This is a genomic window from Pontibacter brevis (genome assembly GCF_054779655.1).
This window is the reverse complement of the sequence record NZ_BAAGXV010000074.1, coordinates 19,197-36,473: the sequence shown is the minus strand read 5'-3', so window position 1 is coordinate 36,473 and position 17,277 is coordinate 19,197. Positions and strand designations below refer to the sequence as shown.

At 52.4% G+C, this 17,277-nt stretch carries 15 protein-coding genes and 1 pseudogene; 2 read left to right on the top strand and 14 right to left on the bottom strand.

Annotated features, from left to right (window positions below):
- Positions 1–95: pseudogene (locus ACYVB1_RS15520) on the top strand (IS1 family transposase); the annotation flags it as partial.
- A 146-nt stretch (positions 96–241) separates the two neighbouring features.
- Here ACYVB1_RS15520 and ACYVB1_RS15515 read toward each other — a convergent pair.
- Positions 242–2,800 carry a M14 family metallopeptidase gene (locus ACYVB1_RS15515; RefSeq protein ID WP_460924698.1) on the bottom strand — a complete coding sequence of 853 codons (2,559 nt, stop codon included), beginning with the start codon at positions 2,798–2,800 and terminating at the stop codon, positions 242–244.
- Between the two features lie 156 nt (positions 2,801–2,956).
- Here ACYVB1_RS15515 and ACYVB1_RS15510 point away from each other — a divergent pair, with 156 nt between their 5' ends.
- The gene (locus tag ACYVB1_RS15510; RefSeq protein ID WP_460924697.1) at positions 2,957–3,652 is read left to right on the top strand and encodes a TIGR02117 family protein; all 696 of its coding nucleotides are present in this window, start codon (positions 2,957–2,959) and stop codon (positions 3,650–3,652) included.
- Between the two features lie 60 nt (positions 3,653–3,712).
- On the opposite strand, the gene ACYVB1_RS15505 is transcribed toward ACYVB1_RS15510, so the two are convergent.
- The 13 genes from ACYVB1_RS15505 to ACYVB1_RS15445 form a co-directional block, all read right to left on the bottom strand.
- Positions 3,713–4,426, bottom strand: a complete 714-nt coding sequence (locus ACYVB1_RS15505) for a pirin family protein (protein ID WP_460924696.1) — start codon at positions 4,424–4,426, stop codon at positions 3,713–3,715.
- 18 nt (positions 4,427–4,444) lie between these two features.
- On the bottom strand, positions 4,445–5,026 hold the full coding sequence (locus tag ACYVB1_RS15500; protein ID WP_460924695.1) for a nitroreductase family protein: 582 nt from the start codon (positions 5,024–5,026) through the stop codon (positions 4,445–4,447).
- Positions 5,027–5,399: 373 nt separating this feature from the next.
- A complete protein-coding gene (locus ACYVB1_RS15495; protein WP_460924694.1) occupies positions 5,400–5,963 on the bottom strand; it encodes an NUDIX hydrolase in 564 nt (187 codons plus the stop codon).
- A 124-nt stretch (positions 5,964–6,087) separates the two neighbouring features.
- Positions 6,088–6,906, bottom strand: coding sequence for a TIGR04290 family methyltransferase (locus tag ACYVB1_RS15490; protein ID WP_460924693.1), 819 nt, complete (start codon positions 6,904–6,906; stop codon positions 6,088–6,090).
- A 78-nt stretch (positions 6,907–6,984) separates the two neighbouring features.
- Positions 6,985–7,326, bottom strand: a complete 342-nt coding sequence (locus ACYVB1_RS15485; RefSeq protein WP_460924692.1) for a hypothetical protein — start codon at positions 7,324–7,326, stop codon at positions 6,985–6,987.
- A gap of 32 nt (positions 7,327–7,358) precedes the next feature.
- Positions 7,359–8,462 carry a CgeB family protein gene (locus ACYVB1_RS15480; RefSeq protein WP_460924691.1) on the bottom strand — a complete coding sequence of 368 codons (1,104 nt, stop codon included), beginning with the start codon at positions 8,460–8,462 and terminating at the stop codon, positions 7,359–7,361.
- On the bottom strand, positions 8,459–9,565 hold the full coding sequence (locus ACYVB1_RS15475) for a CgeB family protein (protein ID WP_460924690.1): 1,107 nt from the start codon (positions 9,563–9,565) through the stop codon (positions 8,459–8,461). Before ACYVB1_RS15475 ends, ACYVB1_RS15480 begins: the two co-directional genes overlap by 4 nt.
- Positions 9,555–10,697: a CgeB family protein gene (locus ACYVB1_RS15470; protein ID WP_460924689.1), complete on the bottom strand. Its 1,143-nt coding sequence runs from the start codon at positions 10,695–10,697 to the stop codon at positions 9,555–9,557. The genes ACYVB1_RS15475 and ACYVB1_RS15470 overlap by 11 nt, the downstream gene beginning before the upstream one ends.
- Positions 10,698–10,766: 69 nt before the next feature.
- Positions 10,767–11,867 (bottom strand): glycosyltransferase family 4 protein, encoded by a 1,101-nt coding sequence (locus tag ACYVB1_RS15465; RefSeq protein ID WP_460924688.1) that lies wholly within the window; start codon positions 11,865–11,867, stop codon positions 10,767–10,769.
- 4 nt (positions 11,868–11,871) lie between these two features.
- Positions 11,872–12,918: a Gfo/Idh/MocA family protein gene (locus tag ACYVB1_RS15460; RefSeq protein ID WP_460924687.1), complete on the bottom strand. Its 1,047-nt coding sequence runs from the start codon at positions 12,916–12,918 to the stop codon at positions 11,872–11,874.
- A gap of 3 nt (positions 12,919–12,921) precedes the next feature.
- Entirely contained in the window at positions 12,922–13,932 is a 1,011-nt protein-coding gene (locus tag ACYVB1_RS15455; RefSeq protein ID WP_460924686.1) for an MDR/zinc-dependent alcohol dehydrogenase-like family protein, read from the bottom strand.
- Between the two features lies 1 nt (position 13,933).
- A complete protein-coding gene (locus tag ACYVB1_RS15450; protein WP_460924685.1) occupies positions 13,934–15,988 on the bottom strand; it encodes a GDP-mannose 4,6-dehydratase in 2,055 nt (684 codons plus the stop codon).
- Between the two features lie 48 nt (positions 15,989–16,036).
- Positions 16,037–17,152: an NAD-dependent epimerase/dehydratase family protein gene (locus ACYVB1_RS15445; protein ID WP_460924684.1), complete on the bottom strand. Its 1,116-nt coding sequence runs from the start codon at positions 17,150–17,152 to the stop codon at positions 16,037–16,039.
- Positions 17,153–17,277 lie beyond the last annotated feature (125 nt).

Sequence of the window (17,277 nt, the reverse complement as noted above, 5' to 3'; positions counted from 1 at the left end):
TGGTCAGAAAAACAGCCTGCTTCTCTAAAAAAGAGCAGAATCACTACAACGCCATGAAGCTAATATTCTATTACCGAAACCATCATACATTCTAGACCACAACCGTTTAGCGAAGGCCTGGCTGTAAAGAAAAAGCCCCCTGCACCGCATCCGGTACAAGGGGCTTTCTAATTTATCTCTATCAGTAGGTACAAGCCCGCGTTCCTAATACCAGCACAGGCTTTATAAACTTAAGTCTCACCTATTGCCCTACCAGGAAAACAGCATTACCGAACATCAGTTTGCCGCCCTGCCAGAACCCACGGAAAAGTGGGTTATCGGCTAAGTACACCACCTGTCCGCGGCCCATTTCCTGTATTCCCAGAATCAGGGCGTCCTGCAGTTTTTCTCTGCTCTTGGAGCCCACAAAGCCAGTAGTATAGTTGTCCTTCTTCAGCACACCTACATTCCAGCCGTTTTCCAGGAAGCTGAAGGTATCAGTGGAACGGATAAGGGCAAAGTACGTATCGCCGTAGCCAAAAGCCAGAGGGTGCGTTTTATCTAAGTCTACGCGGAAGATACTGCCCTGTACTTCGCTTTCCAGTGCTTCGCGTTCACGGCTGGCATAAGTGCGCAGGTTCCTGTAAGGATTTTCTTCCTTTGCCTTTGCCTTGTCTTTGCTCTCTTCTGTTTCCCCTTTTTTCTTCAGGTTAAAGCCTTTTTTACCAGCTAAAAAGCCAGCAGCACTTTCGAGCGCAATCAGCTTCCCTCCACCGTTCACCCACTCTCTCACATTTTCAAGCGTCTCTTCGTTCAGGATGCGGTTGTAGTTACCTGTTGGCAGGATGAGCACGTCGAACTCGTGGAGCGGCACATTGCTGAAATAAGAGGTATTAAGTACCGTAACCGGGTAGCCAATCTGCTGCTCAAAGTAATGCCACACTTCCCCGAAGCCATAAGGAGAAACGCCCTCACCCGAAAGCAAGGCTACCTTTGGCATTTTCAGATAGCGCACGCTACCGGAACCGAAGTCTGCACCGCTGCTCACAAAACCGGTGCTGGTAGCACTCAGGTTAACGTTATACTGCTTCGCCAGTTCACGGACAGTAGCATCCAGCTTATCGCCCATGCGCTCATTCCCGGTGCGGGTGATGATAAGGGTTCCTGGCTCATAGCGCTGACCATCTGTCTCAAACACTTTCTCTGCCTGGCGCACCTTCACGCCTTCCTTCATCAGTTCTGTCAGGAGCTTCAGGTCCTGCAGGTTGTTCCAGCGGGCCAGGTAAGCATAAGGGCGCTCGATGCTGACAGCCGCGGCAGCCGGAGCTGCGGCCTGGTTGCTGTTACTCACATTCACCCTGTTTTTCAGGGCATAAGCCTGCACGTTGTAGGCGTATGGCAAGGACCAGGAAGTAATGTCATAGGTAAGGGAATCCTCCAGCCTGGCATTTGGCTCGAACAGCACTTTCACCAACGTAGACTTTGGCTGGTACATGCTGATAACCACATCGTTTGAACCGATCGACACCCTTTCTTCCTTACCCGTGCTATAGTTAAAGCCACGTGCAGAGGTGCTCTTGCCAGCATAGCCGTACTGGATGCCCTGGCGGTCCATATAGTCTGTCAGCGATTTCAGGTTAGCGGCGCTTCTGCCGTCCGCCTTCAGCACAAAGGTTTTATACGCGCCTGCGGGGTTGTTCAGGTTATTCTGGTAATACTTGCCGAACTCCTGCTTTAGCTGGTCTGCCTTTTCAGAGGCTGCCTGTATGGTGGCATGGCTGGCCGCCACGTGGTGCGCAATGCGGTCTACCAGTGTCAGGGTGTCGCCATCCTCTTTTTTGTAAGCCAGACCGGCACGCCCTGAACCTCCCTGCTCATAGGTCATACCGATGGCACCATTGTAGGTCGGGTAGGTATCGCCGTAGCTCGGGTAAAAGAGGTCAAAGTTTTCACGGGTAAAGTAGAGCCAGTTGTTCTTGTCGAAATACTGGCGGTTGTAGTCGCCGATGGTGTTCTGGAACTGGCGCTGCCATGGCGTAATGCTCTCGTGGAAGGGTTTTGCCGCCGGCGAGAAATAGTACGGAGACTCTGCCCCCATCTCGTGGAAATCGGCGTGCACCTGTGGCAGCCAGTTGTTGTACACCTGCAGGCGCTGCTTCGATTCGATTTGTGTCTGCCAGGCCCAGTCGCGGTTCAGGTCGAAGTAATAGTGGTTTGGTCTGCCGCCCGGCCACGGCTCATAATGCTCCCAGGCGTAAGGAGAAGCATTACCGCCCCTGTTGGATGCCTGCTGGTACCACTGCACATAACGTTCACGGCCGTCCGGGTTCACCATCGGGTCCAGTATAATAACGGTGTTCTGCAGCCACTGCTTTGATTGGGCGTTGTTAGGGTCTACCAGGTCATACAGCACCTGCATCACCGACTCCGAGCTCACGGATTCGTTGCCGTGGATGTTGTAGCTAAGCCACACAATGGCAGGCTGCTCTCCCTGCACCTGCCCGCCCTGCAATCCTGCCTGGCGGAGGTTATTTTCCCGGATCTGCTCCAGGCGCGGCAGGTTCTCATCGGATGCTACATAAGCCAGCAGCAGCGGACGTCCTTCGTAGGTCTGCCCGTACTGCTGCACTTTCATGCGGTTTGGCGCCTGCGCCGCCAGGTAATTGACGTAATCAAAAATGCGGTTCTGGGTTGTAAATTGTTTGCCAAGCTGGTAGCCTAAAAACTGCTCGGGAGACTGCAAACGCTCCTGCGCCACAGCCACCTGCACACATAGCAGCACCAGCAACAAAGCGAAATGTCGCTTTAGCGTATTTATCATGGTCTTTTTCTGTATAAAATGGATTCTCTTGGTTGAAATGGAGTACAATTTCCGCAAAAATGCTGAGTATGGCAAATAAGCACGCTGTTGTACCAGCTAAAGCCATCCTCTTTTCAATCTAAGTAAATTTTATAGTTTGCTGCCGTATGTAAAAGTATGCAACGTGTTGTTATCAAGATTCTGTCGTTTCTCCTGTGGTGCGTAAGTGCCGTAGTGGGATTGGTTGTACTGTTTCTTCTTTCTGCCTTTGTACTAAGCAGTATCCCCGTGAAAAGCAGCATGGCCCAGGTACCACACACCACTGACTCTATTGAGATTTTTGTGACCTCCAACGGAGTGCATACCGATATTGTGGTGCCCGTTGCCACTCCTATCATCGACTGGCGGGACAAAATCCCGCTGCACCACTTCAGGAATGCTGACAGCAGCTACCAATACCTGGCTTTTGGCTGGGGCGACAGGCGCTTTTACATGGAAACGCCTGAATGGAACGACCTGACGCCGGGTGTAGCCCTGCGAGCCTCTCTCTGGCCTACGCCTACTGCCATGCACGTGGAGTACATCGACTCGCGGCTCACCCCCACCAAACGACAGCAACCGGTCTTATTATCCGCAGCCCATTACAAGCAGCTGGTGGAATACATTGATGCCTCTTTTCAGCAGGAGAACGGGCAGTACCTGCATATCCCAAACACAGGGTACACAGGTCAGGACACTTTTTACGAAGCACACGGTAAATTTTATATCCTGAAGAACTGTAACAACTGGGTAAACCGGGGGCTGAAAGCAGCAGGTATAGAAGCAGCGCTATGGGCCCCCTTGCCCTTTGCGGTGATGCGGCACCTGCGTTAAACAAAAGCGCCCCGACTTTTGCCGGGGCGCTCCTTCTCTATCACAAAACACTAAATATTGTTACTTCATTGGTACTTCCATCAGCAGCAGTTCAGCGTCTGAAGAGGCTTTTATGTTGACAGCATCTGTTTCAGAAATGCCCATTCCGTCACGCCTGCTTAGTTTCTCACCGTCAATCTCAACTTCCCCTTCCAGCACAAAAGCGTAAACGCCGTTGTCGGGTTGGTGCAGCCTGTATGTTTCTGCAAAACCGGGTTTCAGGGTGCCGAGCGTAAACCAAGCATCCTGGTTTATCCAGACGGCATTATTGTTCTGCTCCGGCGACACTACTGTCTGCAGCTTGTTCTGCCGGTCCTCCGGCTTAAAAGACTTCTGCTCGTAACGGGGCTCAATATCCTCCTCTTTCGGGAACACCCATATCTGCAGGAACTTCACCGGCTCCGTTTCAGAATGGTTGAACTCAGAGTGCATCAGGCCGGTACCCGCCGACATAATCTGCACTTCATTCGTTTGAATGGTTTTGCTGTTCCCGGTGCTATCCTGATGCGCCAGTGTGCCCGACAGCGGAATAGAGATAATCTCCATGTTGTTATGTGGATGCGCCCCAAAGCCCCTGCCAGGTGCCACCTCATCATCGTTCAGGACACGCAGCAGGCCAAAACCCATGCGCTCCGGGTTATAGTAGTTTGCGAAGCTGAAGGAATGGTATGAGTTCAGCCAGCCGTGGTTGGCGTGGCCGCGGGTGTCTGCTTTATGAATTACTTTTTTGCTCATTGTCTTGTTCACTCTGAATTACTTTTGCTCCCACTTTCCTTTGAATACAATCTCCTCTAAAGGCTTCCGCTTACGGGGTGCCAGCTCACGCGCTTTCAGGTTTTCGGGCAACGTTTCCGGGTCACCTGCATAGCCTATGGCACCCATTGATACAGGCTGAAAACCTTCCGGTATGCCCAGCACCTCACGTGCCTTAGTTGCATTGAAACCACCCATCAGGTGCACATGCAGCCCCAGGTCAGTGGCCTGCAGCAGCAGGTTCCCGGTAGCCAGTCCCAGGTCGTGCAACGCAAGGGCATTAGGATTGCCGTTATAGTCGTAGTTTAATTTAGCTATGGTGATGAACAAGGCAGAGGCATTTTTAGCCCAACTGTTGCCTTCCAGCAGGCAGCTGAACAGGCGCTCAAAGTTTTCTGTATCCTCTTTAACGGCGTAGATGAAGCGCCATGGCTGCTCGTTCATGGCGGACGGAGCCCATCGGGCTGCCTCAAAAAGTGCTTTTAACTGTGCCTCGTCCACTGACTTATCTTCGAAAGCGCGGGGGCTCCAACGTTCTTCTATCAAATTATGCACGGCAATGTTTTTCTCTGTTGATACCATAGTCTTATTTCTTTTAATTCTGTTTATGCTGAAGCGATACACGCATCGCCTCCCTTTCTTATACGGGATACGCAACACAAATTAAATGTATATACATTAAATGTACAAACACAACACTACCATTCCTTCTATTGTTCCGGAATTTTAGTCTAAGAAGGGGGAAGATCAAGAGAAAGTAGGGCTATTATTGGCAGGAGGAGCAGCAGCTAGGGTACAGATTGAACAGTTATGCGCACTTTTTTGAAGGCCCCTACCCCCACGGAAAGACGGGGAACCCATTCACTTCGTGCCAGCAGAAGCTCGCAAACATCCTATGGAATAGACTTAAGAGAATTTCGAGCCGGAAAGTCAGATTAGCAACTTTGAAATAAGACTACACGCCCAGTTTTCGCAGGGCCAGCAGGCAGAGGGCTACGGAACCGGCTACATGTATTTTGCCTTCCATTATCATACCGGCTACTTCTTGAAGCGGTATCTTCAGCACTTCTATTGCTTCTGATTCGTCCAGGTCCTGCGTTGCAACCTGGCGCACGTTGCGGGCCAGGAAATAATACATCCGGTTGGTGTCTTTGGTGGGGTTGTCAGTTACCTCCAGCAGCAGTTCTACCTCATCAGAAGCATAGCCTGTCTCTTCCAGTACCTCGCGTTTAGCGGCTTCGATGGGCTGTGTTTCGTGCTCATCTACCACCCCGCCAGGCAATTCAATAAAAATGCCGCCGGCTGCATGCTTGTACTGCCTCACAAAAATAACATGGTTGTCCTCGGTAAGCGGGAAGGTGAGTACTACATTCGGCCGCACGCTCACATAATAATCGTCGAGTTCGAGGCCATTGGGTAGCCTGACATGGTCGCGACGCAGTTTGTACCACTTCTCGTCTACTACCATTTCTGACTTCAGTACTTCCCAGGGTGCCGGCGTGTGTTCTTTGTTTTCCATTTCTGATTCAACTTACCGCAAGTTATACCTAATCCCTTAAAAACTGCAAGGCCTGCTAATAAAGCAGGCCTTGCAGTTTAAGATATGCTGTTATACTTTTCCCTGATAGGGTCTACCGCTGGTGCTATTTCCTGCCGTTCTCCCCCACCATATATTGGTTCTTTTCTGCCACCTTCTGCTGCACGGCCTCCTGCCAATCCTGGCCAGTAGCTGAGAGCAGCTCTGACTGGTTCCACTGCTGGGCTTTTCGCAGCTCCTCGTCCACCTCCAGGATGTATATTTCGTGGCCGGGCTGCTCGATTACCCGCAGGCCGCAGGAGCGCAGCATGGCTTTGATGGCGGCATCATTGGGGGCCCACCAGTTTGTCAGGTCACCGGCCATCTTCTTTTCGATGAAGGCCATCTTCGGCCAGTTTTCGTCCAGCATGCGCTGGCGGTCATTTATCCCGAAATCTTCTGGTACTTCTGCCTCGCCCCTGCCTGGCATCGTCAGTGTTTGGAAGACCATCATACGGCGTGTTTTCTGAGAAAGGATGTCCAGGGAAAGTAGGGGATAGCGCAGGTGGTACATCACACCCATATACCATACCAGGTCAAACTGCCGGTCCAGGCGGGCCACATCATACACCTGCATCTGCTTCAGCTCGATTCTGTCCTCCAGCCCAAACTGTTGGGCAACCCACTCAGCCTGGCGCAGGTAGTGCGGGTCTACGTCAATGCCAAGCACCTTCGCGCCACGCTTGGCCAGTTCTACAGAGTAGAAACCAGCGTTGCACCCAATGTCCAGCACTTCCCAGCCTGTCAGATCAGTTGGAATATGTGATTCCAGTTCCTGCCACTTGAAAGCCGGAAAATCACCTAGAAAATGATTTGGTGCTGTTTGCTCTCCGTTTGGCAAATGTAAATTATGGAACCAAGGTCCTAACTGTTCTATTTCCTGCATGTCTATTATGGGGTATCTACATCACCTAATGATGATTGCTGTCTATCTGAATTAAATCAAAAACCGGCACCTGCTCCGCTATAAGTATTTGATTAAGTTTGCTTTTACGGCTAATCTGTCTTCATCGGCCACTGTTTTCTCTATGCCTATGTCGGTGAAAATAATCCCGTCGCCGCCAACCTGCTTTGCCTTTTCAATCATCTTCACTTTCACCTCCTCCACATCATATTCCAGTATCTTATCATTTGTCATTTTACCGATAACTTTATAGGCTCTTTGAACATCCTTAGCATCATAGAAAACTTCTATGCCACTGCTAGGTTCGTACGTGTCGCCCAGATAATAAATGGAAGGGGCACAGGAGGTGATAGCCACACAAAGTGTGGTAAGAACAGCTACCAGGATGCGGGCCTTTCTCATATCGTTAGCCTCTAGAACAGGCTTCCCTTAAACTAAATAACAACTCCGAAGTCGTACGAATCATGGTCGCCATCCAGCGTCATGAGTTCCTCGGCATAACTTATAAGTTCCTTGGCACGATGGGCAGCCGTATGGTACGCCAGTACTTTCTTGCGGGCGCGTTCGCCAATCATTTTGCGCTCCGACTTGCAGATTTCGCGCAGGTAGCGGAGTGTGTCTTTGGCAGAGTAAGCCACCAGTATTTCAGTATCTATTTTAAAAATTGAGTCCAGTCCCTCCCAGTAATCTGATATAATCGGGGTGCCGCAGGCCGCAGCCTCAAAAAGGCGCACACTCGGTGCATACCCAGCCTGTATCATGTCAGCCCGCGTAATGTTTTGCGTAAACCGCTGGCTGTTGTAAAACTTGCGGTGCTCTGCAGGAGGCAGGTGATGGATATGCTGAGTATTGGCTGGCCATTTGATGCTTTCCGGGTACTGCGGCCCAGCCACAACAAAGCGGCCTCCCGGCCAGGCACGTGCTGCATCCAGCATCAGCTTCTCCAAAGGAGGTTGGCGGTCGTCGGAGTAAGTACCCAGGTAACCTAGGTCCCAGACTGCTTCCTGGAACTCCGGGTAATATAAGGTCGGGTCAACAGAGCAATACAAGGCACGCGCCATGGGAGAACCATACTTTTCTTCCAGCAGGTCTAAGGTAGGGCCACCTGTAAACGACAGGTACAGATCGTATCTGGGGATCAGGTCAGGGTGCAGGTACTCATAATCTTTGCGCTCTAATTTAGCCAGTGTTACAGGAGTATCTATGTCGTAGAAAGCCTTGATGCCCTGCGCGGTTTTCACAACCCACTCACCTACCTGTACGCCTTCCGGCACATAAGATCCCACCATCACCAGGTCCGCCTCGCGCACATGCTCCGTAAAGCGCTTCTGCAAATCTTTCAGGGAGGTGTAGAGTTCGGTCCGGCAGTATTCCGGTTTGGGCAGGTCGCGGTGGCCTGCATACCAGGGCACGTCCCGCTCCAGGAAAAGCACGTTGTGGTTCTGATTGTTCAATTCACGCACCAGGCCACGGAAAGTGGTGGCGTGGCCGTTGCCCCAGCTCGATGTAATAGATAAACCAAGTATAACAATGTTCATGCCCATGCTGCGTTAGGTTGTTTCACTTTTGAATACAGCAGCTTCTCCAGTTGCGCTGCCCGGTGGCTGTAGGTGTGAGCCGACAGTACTTTTCTATACGCAGCCTCACCTATTTCCTTTGCATTTTTTTCAGTTAATTTTGAAAGAATTTCGCTTACTTCCGCACCATTCTTTGCGACCAGTATCTCTTTTCCTGGCTCAAAGAAGAAATCGATGCCTTCCCAGTAGTCGGTGATGATGCAGGCACCAGCGCCGGCAGCCTCAAAAACACGCGTGGCAGGCGAAAAACCGTAGCGGGCCATGCTTTCGCGGCTAATATTTAGCACCGCTTTTGGGGTGCAGTTAAAGGCGTTGTGATCTTTGGTGTACACGTGCCCGATGTACTGCACATTCGCACTCATTGGTTTGTCGCCCCAGCCACTGCCTCCAATCATAAACTGCTTACCTGGTGTTGCTGTGGCAGGTTTCAGGAAAAACTCTTCCACACGCGCCTCCCGGTCGGGCAATCGATTGCCCAAAAAGGCAAGATCGCAGGCAAACTTGGGATCTGGTGCTACCGGGTAATGCGTGGCAGTATCGAGGGCATTGTAAATCGGCACACACTTTTTAGCACCCAGCGCCTCATAGGCATTTATCACAGGGTCACCACCGCCGTAGGTCAGTATCATGTCATACTGCGGTATCAATTGGTGGAACTGGTCTGCAGGGTTGTGATGCACACGGTCCAGGGTGGCAGGCGCATCCACATCCCAGAACACCACCAGGCGCTCTTCTGTCTGCAGTTGCAGCACCTCGCGCTCCAGCAGTTCATCAAAAACACCCACGCCACTGGCTTTTACCACCATGTCGGCGCTGGCTGCTTCTTTTAGGCAGCCAGACACGGCTTCTTCTGTCGCCTCATAAACCACCACCTTTGCCCAGTCCGGGTCGTCCATGTCGCGGTTTTTCTGGCGGTCGTAAGCATCCGGTTCATAGAAGGTTACCTCATGGCCACGTTCGCTCAGGGCCCGCACAATACCCCTGTAATAGGTGGCGGCACCATTCCAATACGCGGACACCAGGCTGGAGCCAAAGAAGGCTATCTTTAGTTTCTTATTTTTCATGCAGGGCTTGTTCTTTTTGGGTGAGATATATTTTAGATGGCTCTATGCCAAGCTCTTCGCATACCTGCTCCAACTCGTTTACCCGGTGGGCACAGGTATGGCGGCTGCGTATAGTCTGAAGCCCCTGGTCAGCCACTTCTTTTGCTTTACCAGCCAGGTTCAGGATGGTTTGCAGCTGCTGCTTCATCTCCTCGCCGGTGCGGGCTACTAAAAAGTCTTGCCCAGGTGTAAAGAGGTTTTCGGCATCTTCCCACGGGGAGGAGATCAGCGGGATGCCACAGGCCATGGCCTCAAAAGGGCGGATGGTCGGAATGCCCGGCAGCGCCTCTACATAAGGCCTGCGCGGCACGTGCACCGTTACTTTATACTTGGCAAACTCCTCTGCCGCTTTATAATTGGGCAACCAGCCGCCATATTCAATACCGGCATCGGCCAGTGCTTTTCTGGCGTGCTCCGGGTAACGCACACCGTAAATCTTAGCTTTTAGCCCCAGTTCTTTTACCGGGTTAATCAGGAACTCATGCAGTTCCGCCGTGCGCTCCTCGTCGCCCCAGTTGCCAACCCAGATGAGATCGCCTTCTTTTTCATCTGTGTCGTGCGGGTAGAAAACGGCCGTGTCGGCTGCTTCATGCCAGGTCCAGGCTTTGCTTGTCCAACCTTCCTGCAGGTATAAGTCCCGGATCACCTGCCCGAATGCCAACACCCCATCGTAGTGCGTCAGGTCGTACTTGCTCATGGCCTCACGCTCAGTTACGGCTCGGTGGTGGGTATCATGGAAAAGGAGCTTGTAATGGCCTGTCCTGGCGCGGTGTTCGCCAATCCGTTTTACCAATTCATGCTCATTCCACTCATGCACCAGCACTAGGTCGGTCCCGCTTAAGACATTGTCCAGTTCCAGCGTATCCAGCATGTAGAAATTGGTGCTGATGCCGGGGTAGTACTGCTGCAGTTCTTCCAGCTTATCTTCTCCGTATCCTTCCACCAGGTTCTGCAGGCTCCAGCCATTCTTCGGTTCATAAACCTCCACCTGATGCCCCCGCTCCTCCAGTTCCCGCACAATGCCGCGCAGAAAGTGGGCGTTGCCATGGTTCCAGTCTGAAAGTATAGAATGGTAGAATAGAGTTATTTTCATGTTGTTAATTTTGAATGAGTGAATGAGTGACTGAGTGAATAATTCACTCAGTCACTCATTCAAAACTAATTATACTTTTACCGAAGACTTTAGCAGCTGCCGGTATACGTGATCGTAGTCCTGCCCCATTGGGTCGGCGGTATAGCCGTGCGAGCGTTTTACTGCCCGGCAGCCCATGATGTTACGTCCAAATTCATCCTCAATCAAATTTTGGAGGGTATCCCGCAGCTCATCGGCATTTCTTGGGTCTACATATTTGGCGGCATTGCCCCATATTTCCATCAGGCTATCTGTTTTGCCCACCACCAGAGCGCAACCAGACATAGCAGCCTCTAAGATGGTCAGCCCGAAGGGCTCGTACCTGGCAGGCAAGGCGTAAATAGAAGCCCTGGAGAGCCAGTCTATCACCTCTTTCTCTGATAGCTGCCCCAAGAAATGCACGTTTTCCAGGTCCACAGACTTTCCTGTGGCAGGGTGCCTTTCGTCTCCGGCAATGTAAACAGGCCACTGCAAATCTGCGGCTATATGGGCCAGCATGGAGATGTTCTTTGCTTCGTCCCACACACGGCCCATGCTGAAAATGAAGGGTTCTTTCTTCCCAAAATGGTAAACATCCTGAGCGCGTCCGTTGTAGATAACTGTGCGGGCCTTGAATGGCCCGTAAAGTGCCTCCGCCTGGTTCATCATAGCCTGTGTAGGGGCTATCACCATACTGGCTGCCTGCAGGCCACGTGTTACCATTTCCTTGTACCTGCCCCAGTCCTTTGGTGCCTCCTCGTCCTTTACAGCTCTCCACCACGACAGCACACAGGAGTGCACAACCACCAGCACGGGCACGCCCCAGTCCAGGGCTCCATGCACCATACCGTTCAGGTGCACAATGTCAGGCTGCACATCGTTTTTTAGCGCCAGCAGCCACTGCCCGGCACGTTCTACATCCTCCCAGGGATCATCCATCCACTCCAGCTTATAGTTGCTCTCGTGCAGGGTAACGTTATTCAGTTCCTCCACCTGCCTGCGCTGATCGGCGCTCAAAGGACCGCCCATGGTGGCCAGGGCTACCTGTGTACCGAACGGTGCCAGTGCACTCACTAACTCTAACGAGTAATTCCATACCCCTCCTACCGTGTCCGTAGTCATCAGGATTTTTGAAGGATGACGTGCTTCCATGTGCTTACCTGCCGTAAATTTTGTCTAATACCTCTGCTACTTTCACAAATTCCTCTGCCGCCTCATCAAAGCCTTCGCCCTTTGCCAGCCGCTCTGCCCAAGCCACACCTGCCCTGCCCGACCACTCATCCGGCGGCGAGCACAGCGTCTCGGTCCTGGTACCGTAGTAGCGCTCGGCCACGAAATCATAGAAAGAGCCGTTCACATTCTTCATCGCTACTCCTCCCTCTGTGCCGTAAAAGGTAGCACTGATGATGGCCTCCTGCCCGGCCGGGAGATTCCAGGAGCAACTGAGCTGCAGGTGCGTATTACCCGCTAGCTCCATGCTCGCCGAGGCATAATCTTCTACTTTTCCTTCTGCCATGCCAATAGGTTTGCCCTTGGAGAACAGCTGGCTTTGTACCTGCTTTACTTTCGGGAAGTTCAATGACCACAGGGCCAGGTCCACGAGGTGCACCCCCAGGTCTATGACGCAGCCGCCGCCGGACAGCTTGGGCTCATAGAACCAGGCTTTGTCAGGGCCATAAGCGTTGTGGAACACCAGTTCGATAGCATATACATGGCCTAACTCACCGCTCTGCACCACTTTATACACCTCCTGCATGGCGGCGGTGTAACGGTACGACAGGTCTACCCCCAGCAGTTTGTTGTTTCTCCTGGCAGCTTCCACTACCCTTTTTGTTTCCTCCACGTTACGGCCCAGGGGCTTTTGGCAGAAAACGGACTTACCCGCCTCCAACGCCAGCTCACTCTGCTCGGCATGAAAAGCACTTGGGGTAGCAATCACAACGCCATCTATTGCAGGCTCCTGCAGCATGGCCTCCAGCGAAGCCACCTGTTTTGCTTCCGGGGCAGTTCTAAGGGCCTCTTCTGCATTTTGTGCTGCCGTATCCGCTACAAGGGCCACTTCACCGGCACCGTGTTTTGCTATCATTTCCATTCGGTTGCGGCCAATCCAGCCAACACCCAAAAAGCCAAGCCGGGGCTTAGCAGAGGTAGAAGAAGAAGATGCTGATATTCCTTGTTTTTTGTCCAGTATCGTGTCTTGCATGGGTTAGTAGGTTATAAGGGCTTTTACAAATCCGTCGGGGCGGCTTTTAAGGTGATGGAAGGCTTCGTCTATGTTAGCTAAGTTGTAGGTGTGCGTGTATAGCTTGTCCGGGTTCAGGATACCGTCGGTTACAGCTTTTACCGCTGCTTTTATACCTTTGATGTATTCCTGCGGATCACGCTCGTGTGCATTGATGACGTCAATGCCGCGCCAGTTCCAGAGCTGGATGTTTACCTGGCGCATCCCGTCCTGGTGGAAACCAGCGATGATGAGTTTGCCGCGCTCTGCGGTTAACTCACCGGCCAGGTTCAGCGGCCACTCTTTGCCGGTGCACTCTACCACGCGCTCGCAGAACTTTTCGCCGGTCAGTTCCTTTACCTTCTCAATGATTTTGTAGTGGTCATCCATCGGGATAACTTCATCGGCACCACATTCCTCGGCCATCTCCAGCGAGAACTCCCGCTGTGATATGGCGATTACCCTGGCACCGGCATTTTTTGCCAGCTGCACCAGCAGTGCTCCCAGGAAGCCAATGCCCAGAATAGCGACTGTCTGGCCTGCGGAAATGTCGCTGCGCTTAAAGATGTTCATGGCACAGCCGAGCGGCTCGCCAGGGAAGGGTTTACCAGCCAATGCCTCCGGCAGCTTTACTACCTTGTCGGCATCCGCGATGTCGTACTCGGCATACGAGTTATAAGAAAGAGCAGCCACGCGGTCACCTATCTGCACATTTTCCACGCCTGCTCCTACGGCATCCACTATCCCCCAGCCTTCGTGGCCCGGGTTACCGGCGGCGACAGGATAAGAAAACCACTCACGGCCTTCCCAAACCGGGATGTTGGACGCGCAAAGGCCACAGCCTTCTAAACGCAGACGCACCTGCCCGGCCTCTGGCTCCGGCAGGTTGGCGTCCTGTACTTCTACTTTTTCTGGTGCTGTAATCACAGCGGCTTTCATGCTGGTAGCGGGGGTGCTGGCTACAGCTTTGTCTTCTGTTGTCAGTGTTTCTTGCATGTTATGCTACTGCTACTTTTTTAGCGGGTTCTTCTTTTAAAGGCTCTGATGCTATGGTGAGCGGTACTTCTATGCCACGGTTTTCGCAAAGCCACTGGTATAACTTGGCTACACCTTCCTGCACGTTGTGCTTCGGATACCAGCCGGTGGCTTCCTGGAACTTGCGCGTGTCCGACACATAATAGTGCTGGTCGCCTGGCCGCCAGTTACCGAACTTAAGCTGCACCTCTTTGCCACGGTACTTGCCAATGGTTTTCAGCAGTTCCAGCAGGCTGACTGTATTCTGCGTGCCACCTCCAATGTTGAAGGCCTGGCCTGAAATGCGCAGGATGTGCTCTTTCGCCAACAGGAAGGCATCTACCAGATCTTCCACAAACAAGATATCGCGCACCTGCTTTCCATCGCCATATATATTTATCGACTGGCCTTCAATGGCCCTGATGGCAAAGTGCGCCACCCAGCCCTGGTCTTCGTTGCCATACTGGTGCGGCCCGTAGATACAGCTCATCCGGAACACCGTCATCGGCAAATTGTAGGTGCGGGCATAGTCTATTACATACTGGTCGGCAGCGCCTTTAGAGCATCCATAAGGGCTGTGGAAATCCAACGGGCGCTTTTCGCTGATGCCGTTTTCCTTTATTTCCTTGTTTGCCGGATAATAGCGGGAGCCGTTAGAGATGAACTCCAGGTCTTCGAGGCCTCCGTACACTTTATTGGTGGAGGTGAATACCAGCGGTGGCGGGTTATCCTGCTCCCGTATGGCCTCCAGCACGTTCATGATGCCCCGCGCGTTTATCTCAAAGTCGTTCATCGGCAGGTCAAGCGAGGTGGTTACCGCTACCTGCGCAGCAAAGTGATAGACTGCCTCCGCACGCTGCATGACATAGCGCACCGTTTGCAGGTTACGTATATCACCCACGTATATTTCCAGGTTGTCCGGGTAATTCTCGTGCAGCCACTGCAGGTTCTGCTCCACCCCGTCGCGGGAAAGACTGTCGAACACCATCACGCGCTTTCCTTCTGAGAGCAGCCGCTTGGCCAGGTTGGTGCCCACAAAGCCGGCTCCTCCTGTTATCAGGGTATAGGGTGCCGTGTCCTGGTCAATCGTCCGTGTGATGTAGTCCAGGTTCTCCAGTTGTGCTGCCCCGTGCCTCGCCCACAGGCGGTACAGCAGCTTAGAGCTACCGTCAGAGCGCTTGAGCCCGAAATGGTACTCCCGGTCGTCTAAGTGGAAGCCTCCTACGGTAGGATGCTTGGCATCCAGGTCGTAGGCGCCGTACCAGTATACTCTTGTGGCATCTGCCTTGAGCACCTCTTTAAACTCCTGCACCTGCTTCAGCTCATCGTGCTGCCAGGTAGAAAAGCCTGCCTCTGTAATCCAGAGCTCGGCTTTGCAGTTGTTCCTGTCCATCACTTCACGCACTGTCCTGATATTATAGTCCCAGCCGTCCCACATCTGGTCAAAGGCATATGGGAAGCCGTGGATACCCACTGCATCGATGTATTGCATGACACCATGATCGAACATCGTTTGCAGCCAGTTCGGGTCTATGGGGCTCATGCCGCCCAGCAGGGTTTTCTTACCCAGCTGCTGGCACCAATAAGCTGCGCCACCCACCATCTCTGCGAATTTGTTCCAGCCATAGTCCAGCGTGAAGTCATACTCCACCTGGTTGTTCGGCTCGTTCCACAGTTCCACCCACTCAAAGTGCTCTCCCAGGTCGGAGATGAACACATCCAGGAAGTCGGCATATGCTTTTCGGTCTCTTGGCGGGGAAGAGGTGCGGGCTTTCTCGCCCAGCGAAGGCGGGGTATAAAGGAAGCACGGCAGTATGTTCACTTCTTTTGCCAAAGTGGGTATCAGCCAGTCGTACCAGCCTTTGCCATCTGGTGTGTAGTAATCGGCCCACGATACGCCTGTTCTGAGCTCTGTTACGCCCAGCTCCTTCAAGTCGGCGAGCACATGCTTTACGCGCTCATGCTCTCCTACCCGGAACCATTCTACAATTCCGACCTTGGGGAGTGACTTTTCGTTTTTAGCGTTCTTTATTTTCATAATGATGCGAATACTTTTGAATAAATCAGAAAATGAGATGCCTCCGCTTCAGACAGTCAGGCCGCGTGCTGCCAGTTCGGCACTTGCCTCACTTACCCTGTCATACGCAATCTGCCCCTCCAGCCAGTTAGCCAGTTCTTCCAGCCCCTTATTAAACTCTACCTGTGGGTAGAAGCCCAGCACCTTGTTTGCCAGGGAGATGTCGGCATAGCAGTGGCGGATATCGCCTACCCTGTATTTGCCTGTTACCTCTGGCTTCAGGTGCGTCTTGTCCATAACGGTGGCCAAACGCTCGGCTATCTCCTGAATGGTATAGTTGTTTCCGCTACCCACATTGAAGACTTTGCCGGTAGCATCTTCTTTCTCCATAGCCAGGCGGCACGCCAGGGCCACATCGCGCACATGCACAAAATCACGCTGTTGGTATCCGTCTTCGAAAATCATGGGAGAATTGTTATTTAAAAGTCGCGAAGCGAAGATGGCCAGCACCCCGGTGTATGGATTGGATAGTGCCTGGCGTGTTCCGTATACGTTAAAGAAACGCATGGCTACAGTTGGGATGTTGTAGGCACGGCCCACCATCAGGCAAAGGCGCTCCTGGTCGTATTTCGAAAGCGCATATACCGAAGACAGGGAAGGTATTTTAGACTCTGACGTAGGAACCGGCTGCAGCGGCTGCCCTTTGTCATACAGCTCCCAGTCAGCAGCTTTCAGTTGCTCCAGCGGGCGTTCCTGCACTGTTACCAGTTCCCCTTCCTTGTTTTTATAGAGGCCTTCGCCGTAGATGCTCATGCTGCTGGCTACCACCAGCTTCTTCACCGGCTTTTTAATGAGCGCCTCCAGGAGTACGGCGGTGCCCATGTTGTTCACATCAGTATACTCTTTAATCTCATACATACTCTGGCCAACACCCACCATGGCGGCAAAGTGGAAAACATAGTCCACCCCTTCCAGCGCCCTGTCTACATCCTCGCGGTTCCGCACGTCGCCTACCATCAACTCCACATCCTCGTGCAGGTATTCAGGCCTTGTGCAGTCTTTTCCGTGCACCTGCTCGCTCAGGTTATCCAGGGCTCTTACTTCGTATCCCTGGCGCAGCAGTTCATCCGCCAGGTGTGAGCCAATAAAACCAGCACCTCCGGTTATCAGAATTTTGCTTTTCATAGTCTGTTCTTCTTTCATTGTATGTATTGAGACCCGGGTATCCTGCTCAGGCAGCCAGATCTATTTATTCTTTTAACAGTCTCTTAAAAATTTCCTGTACCGTGTGCTTTTACAGAGCGCTGCAC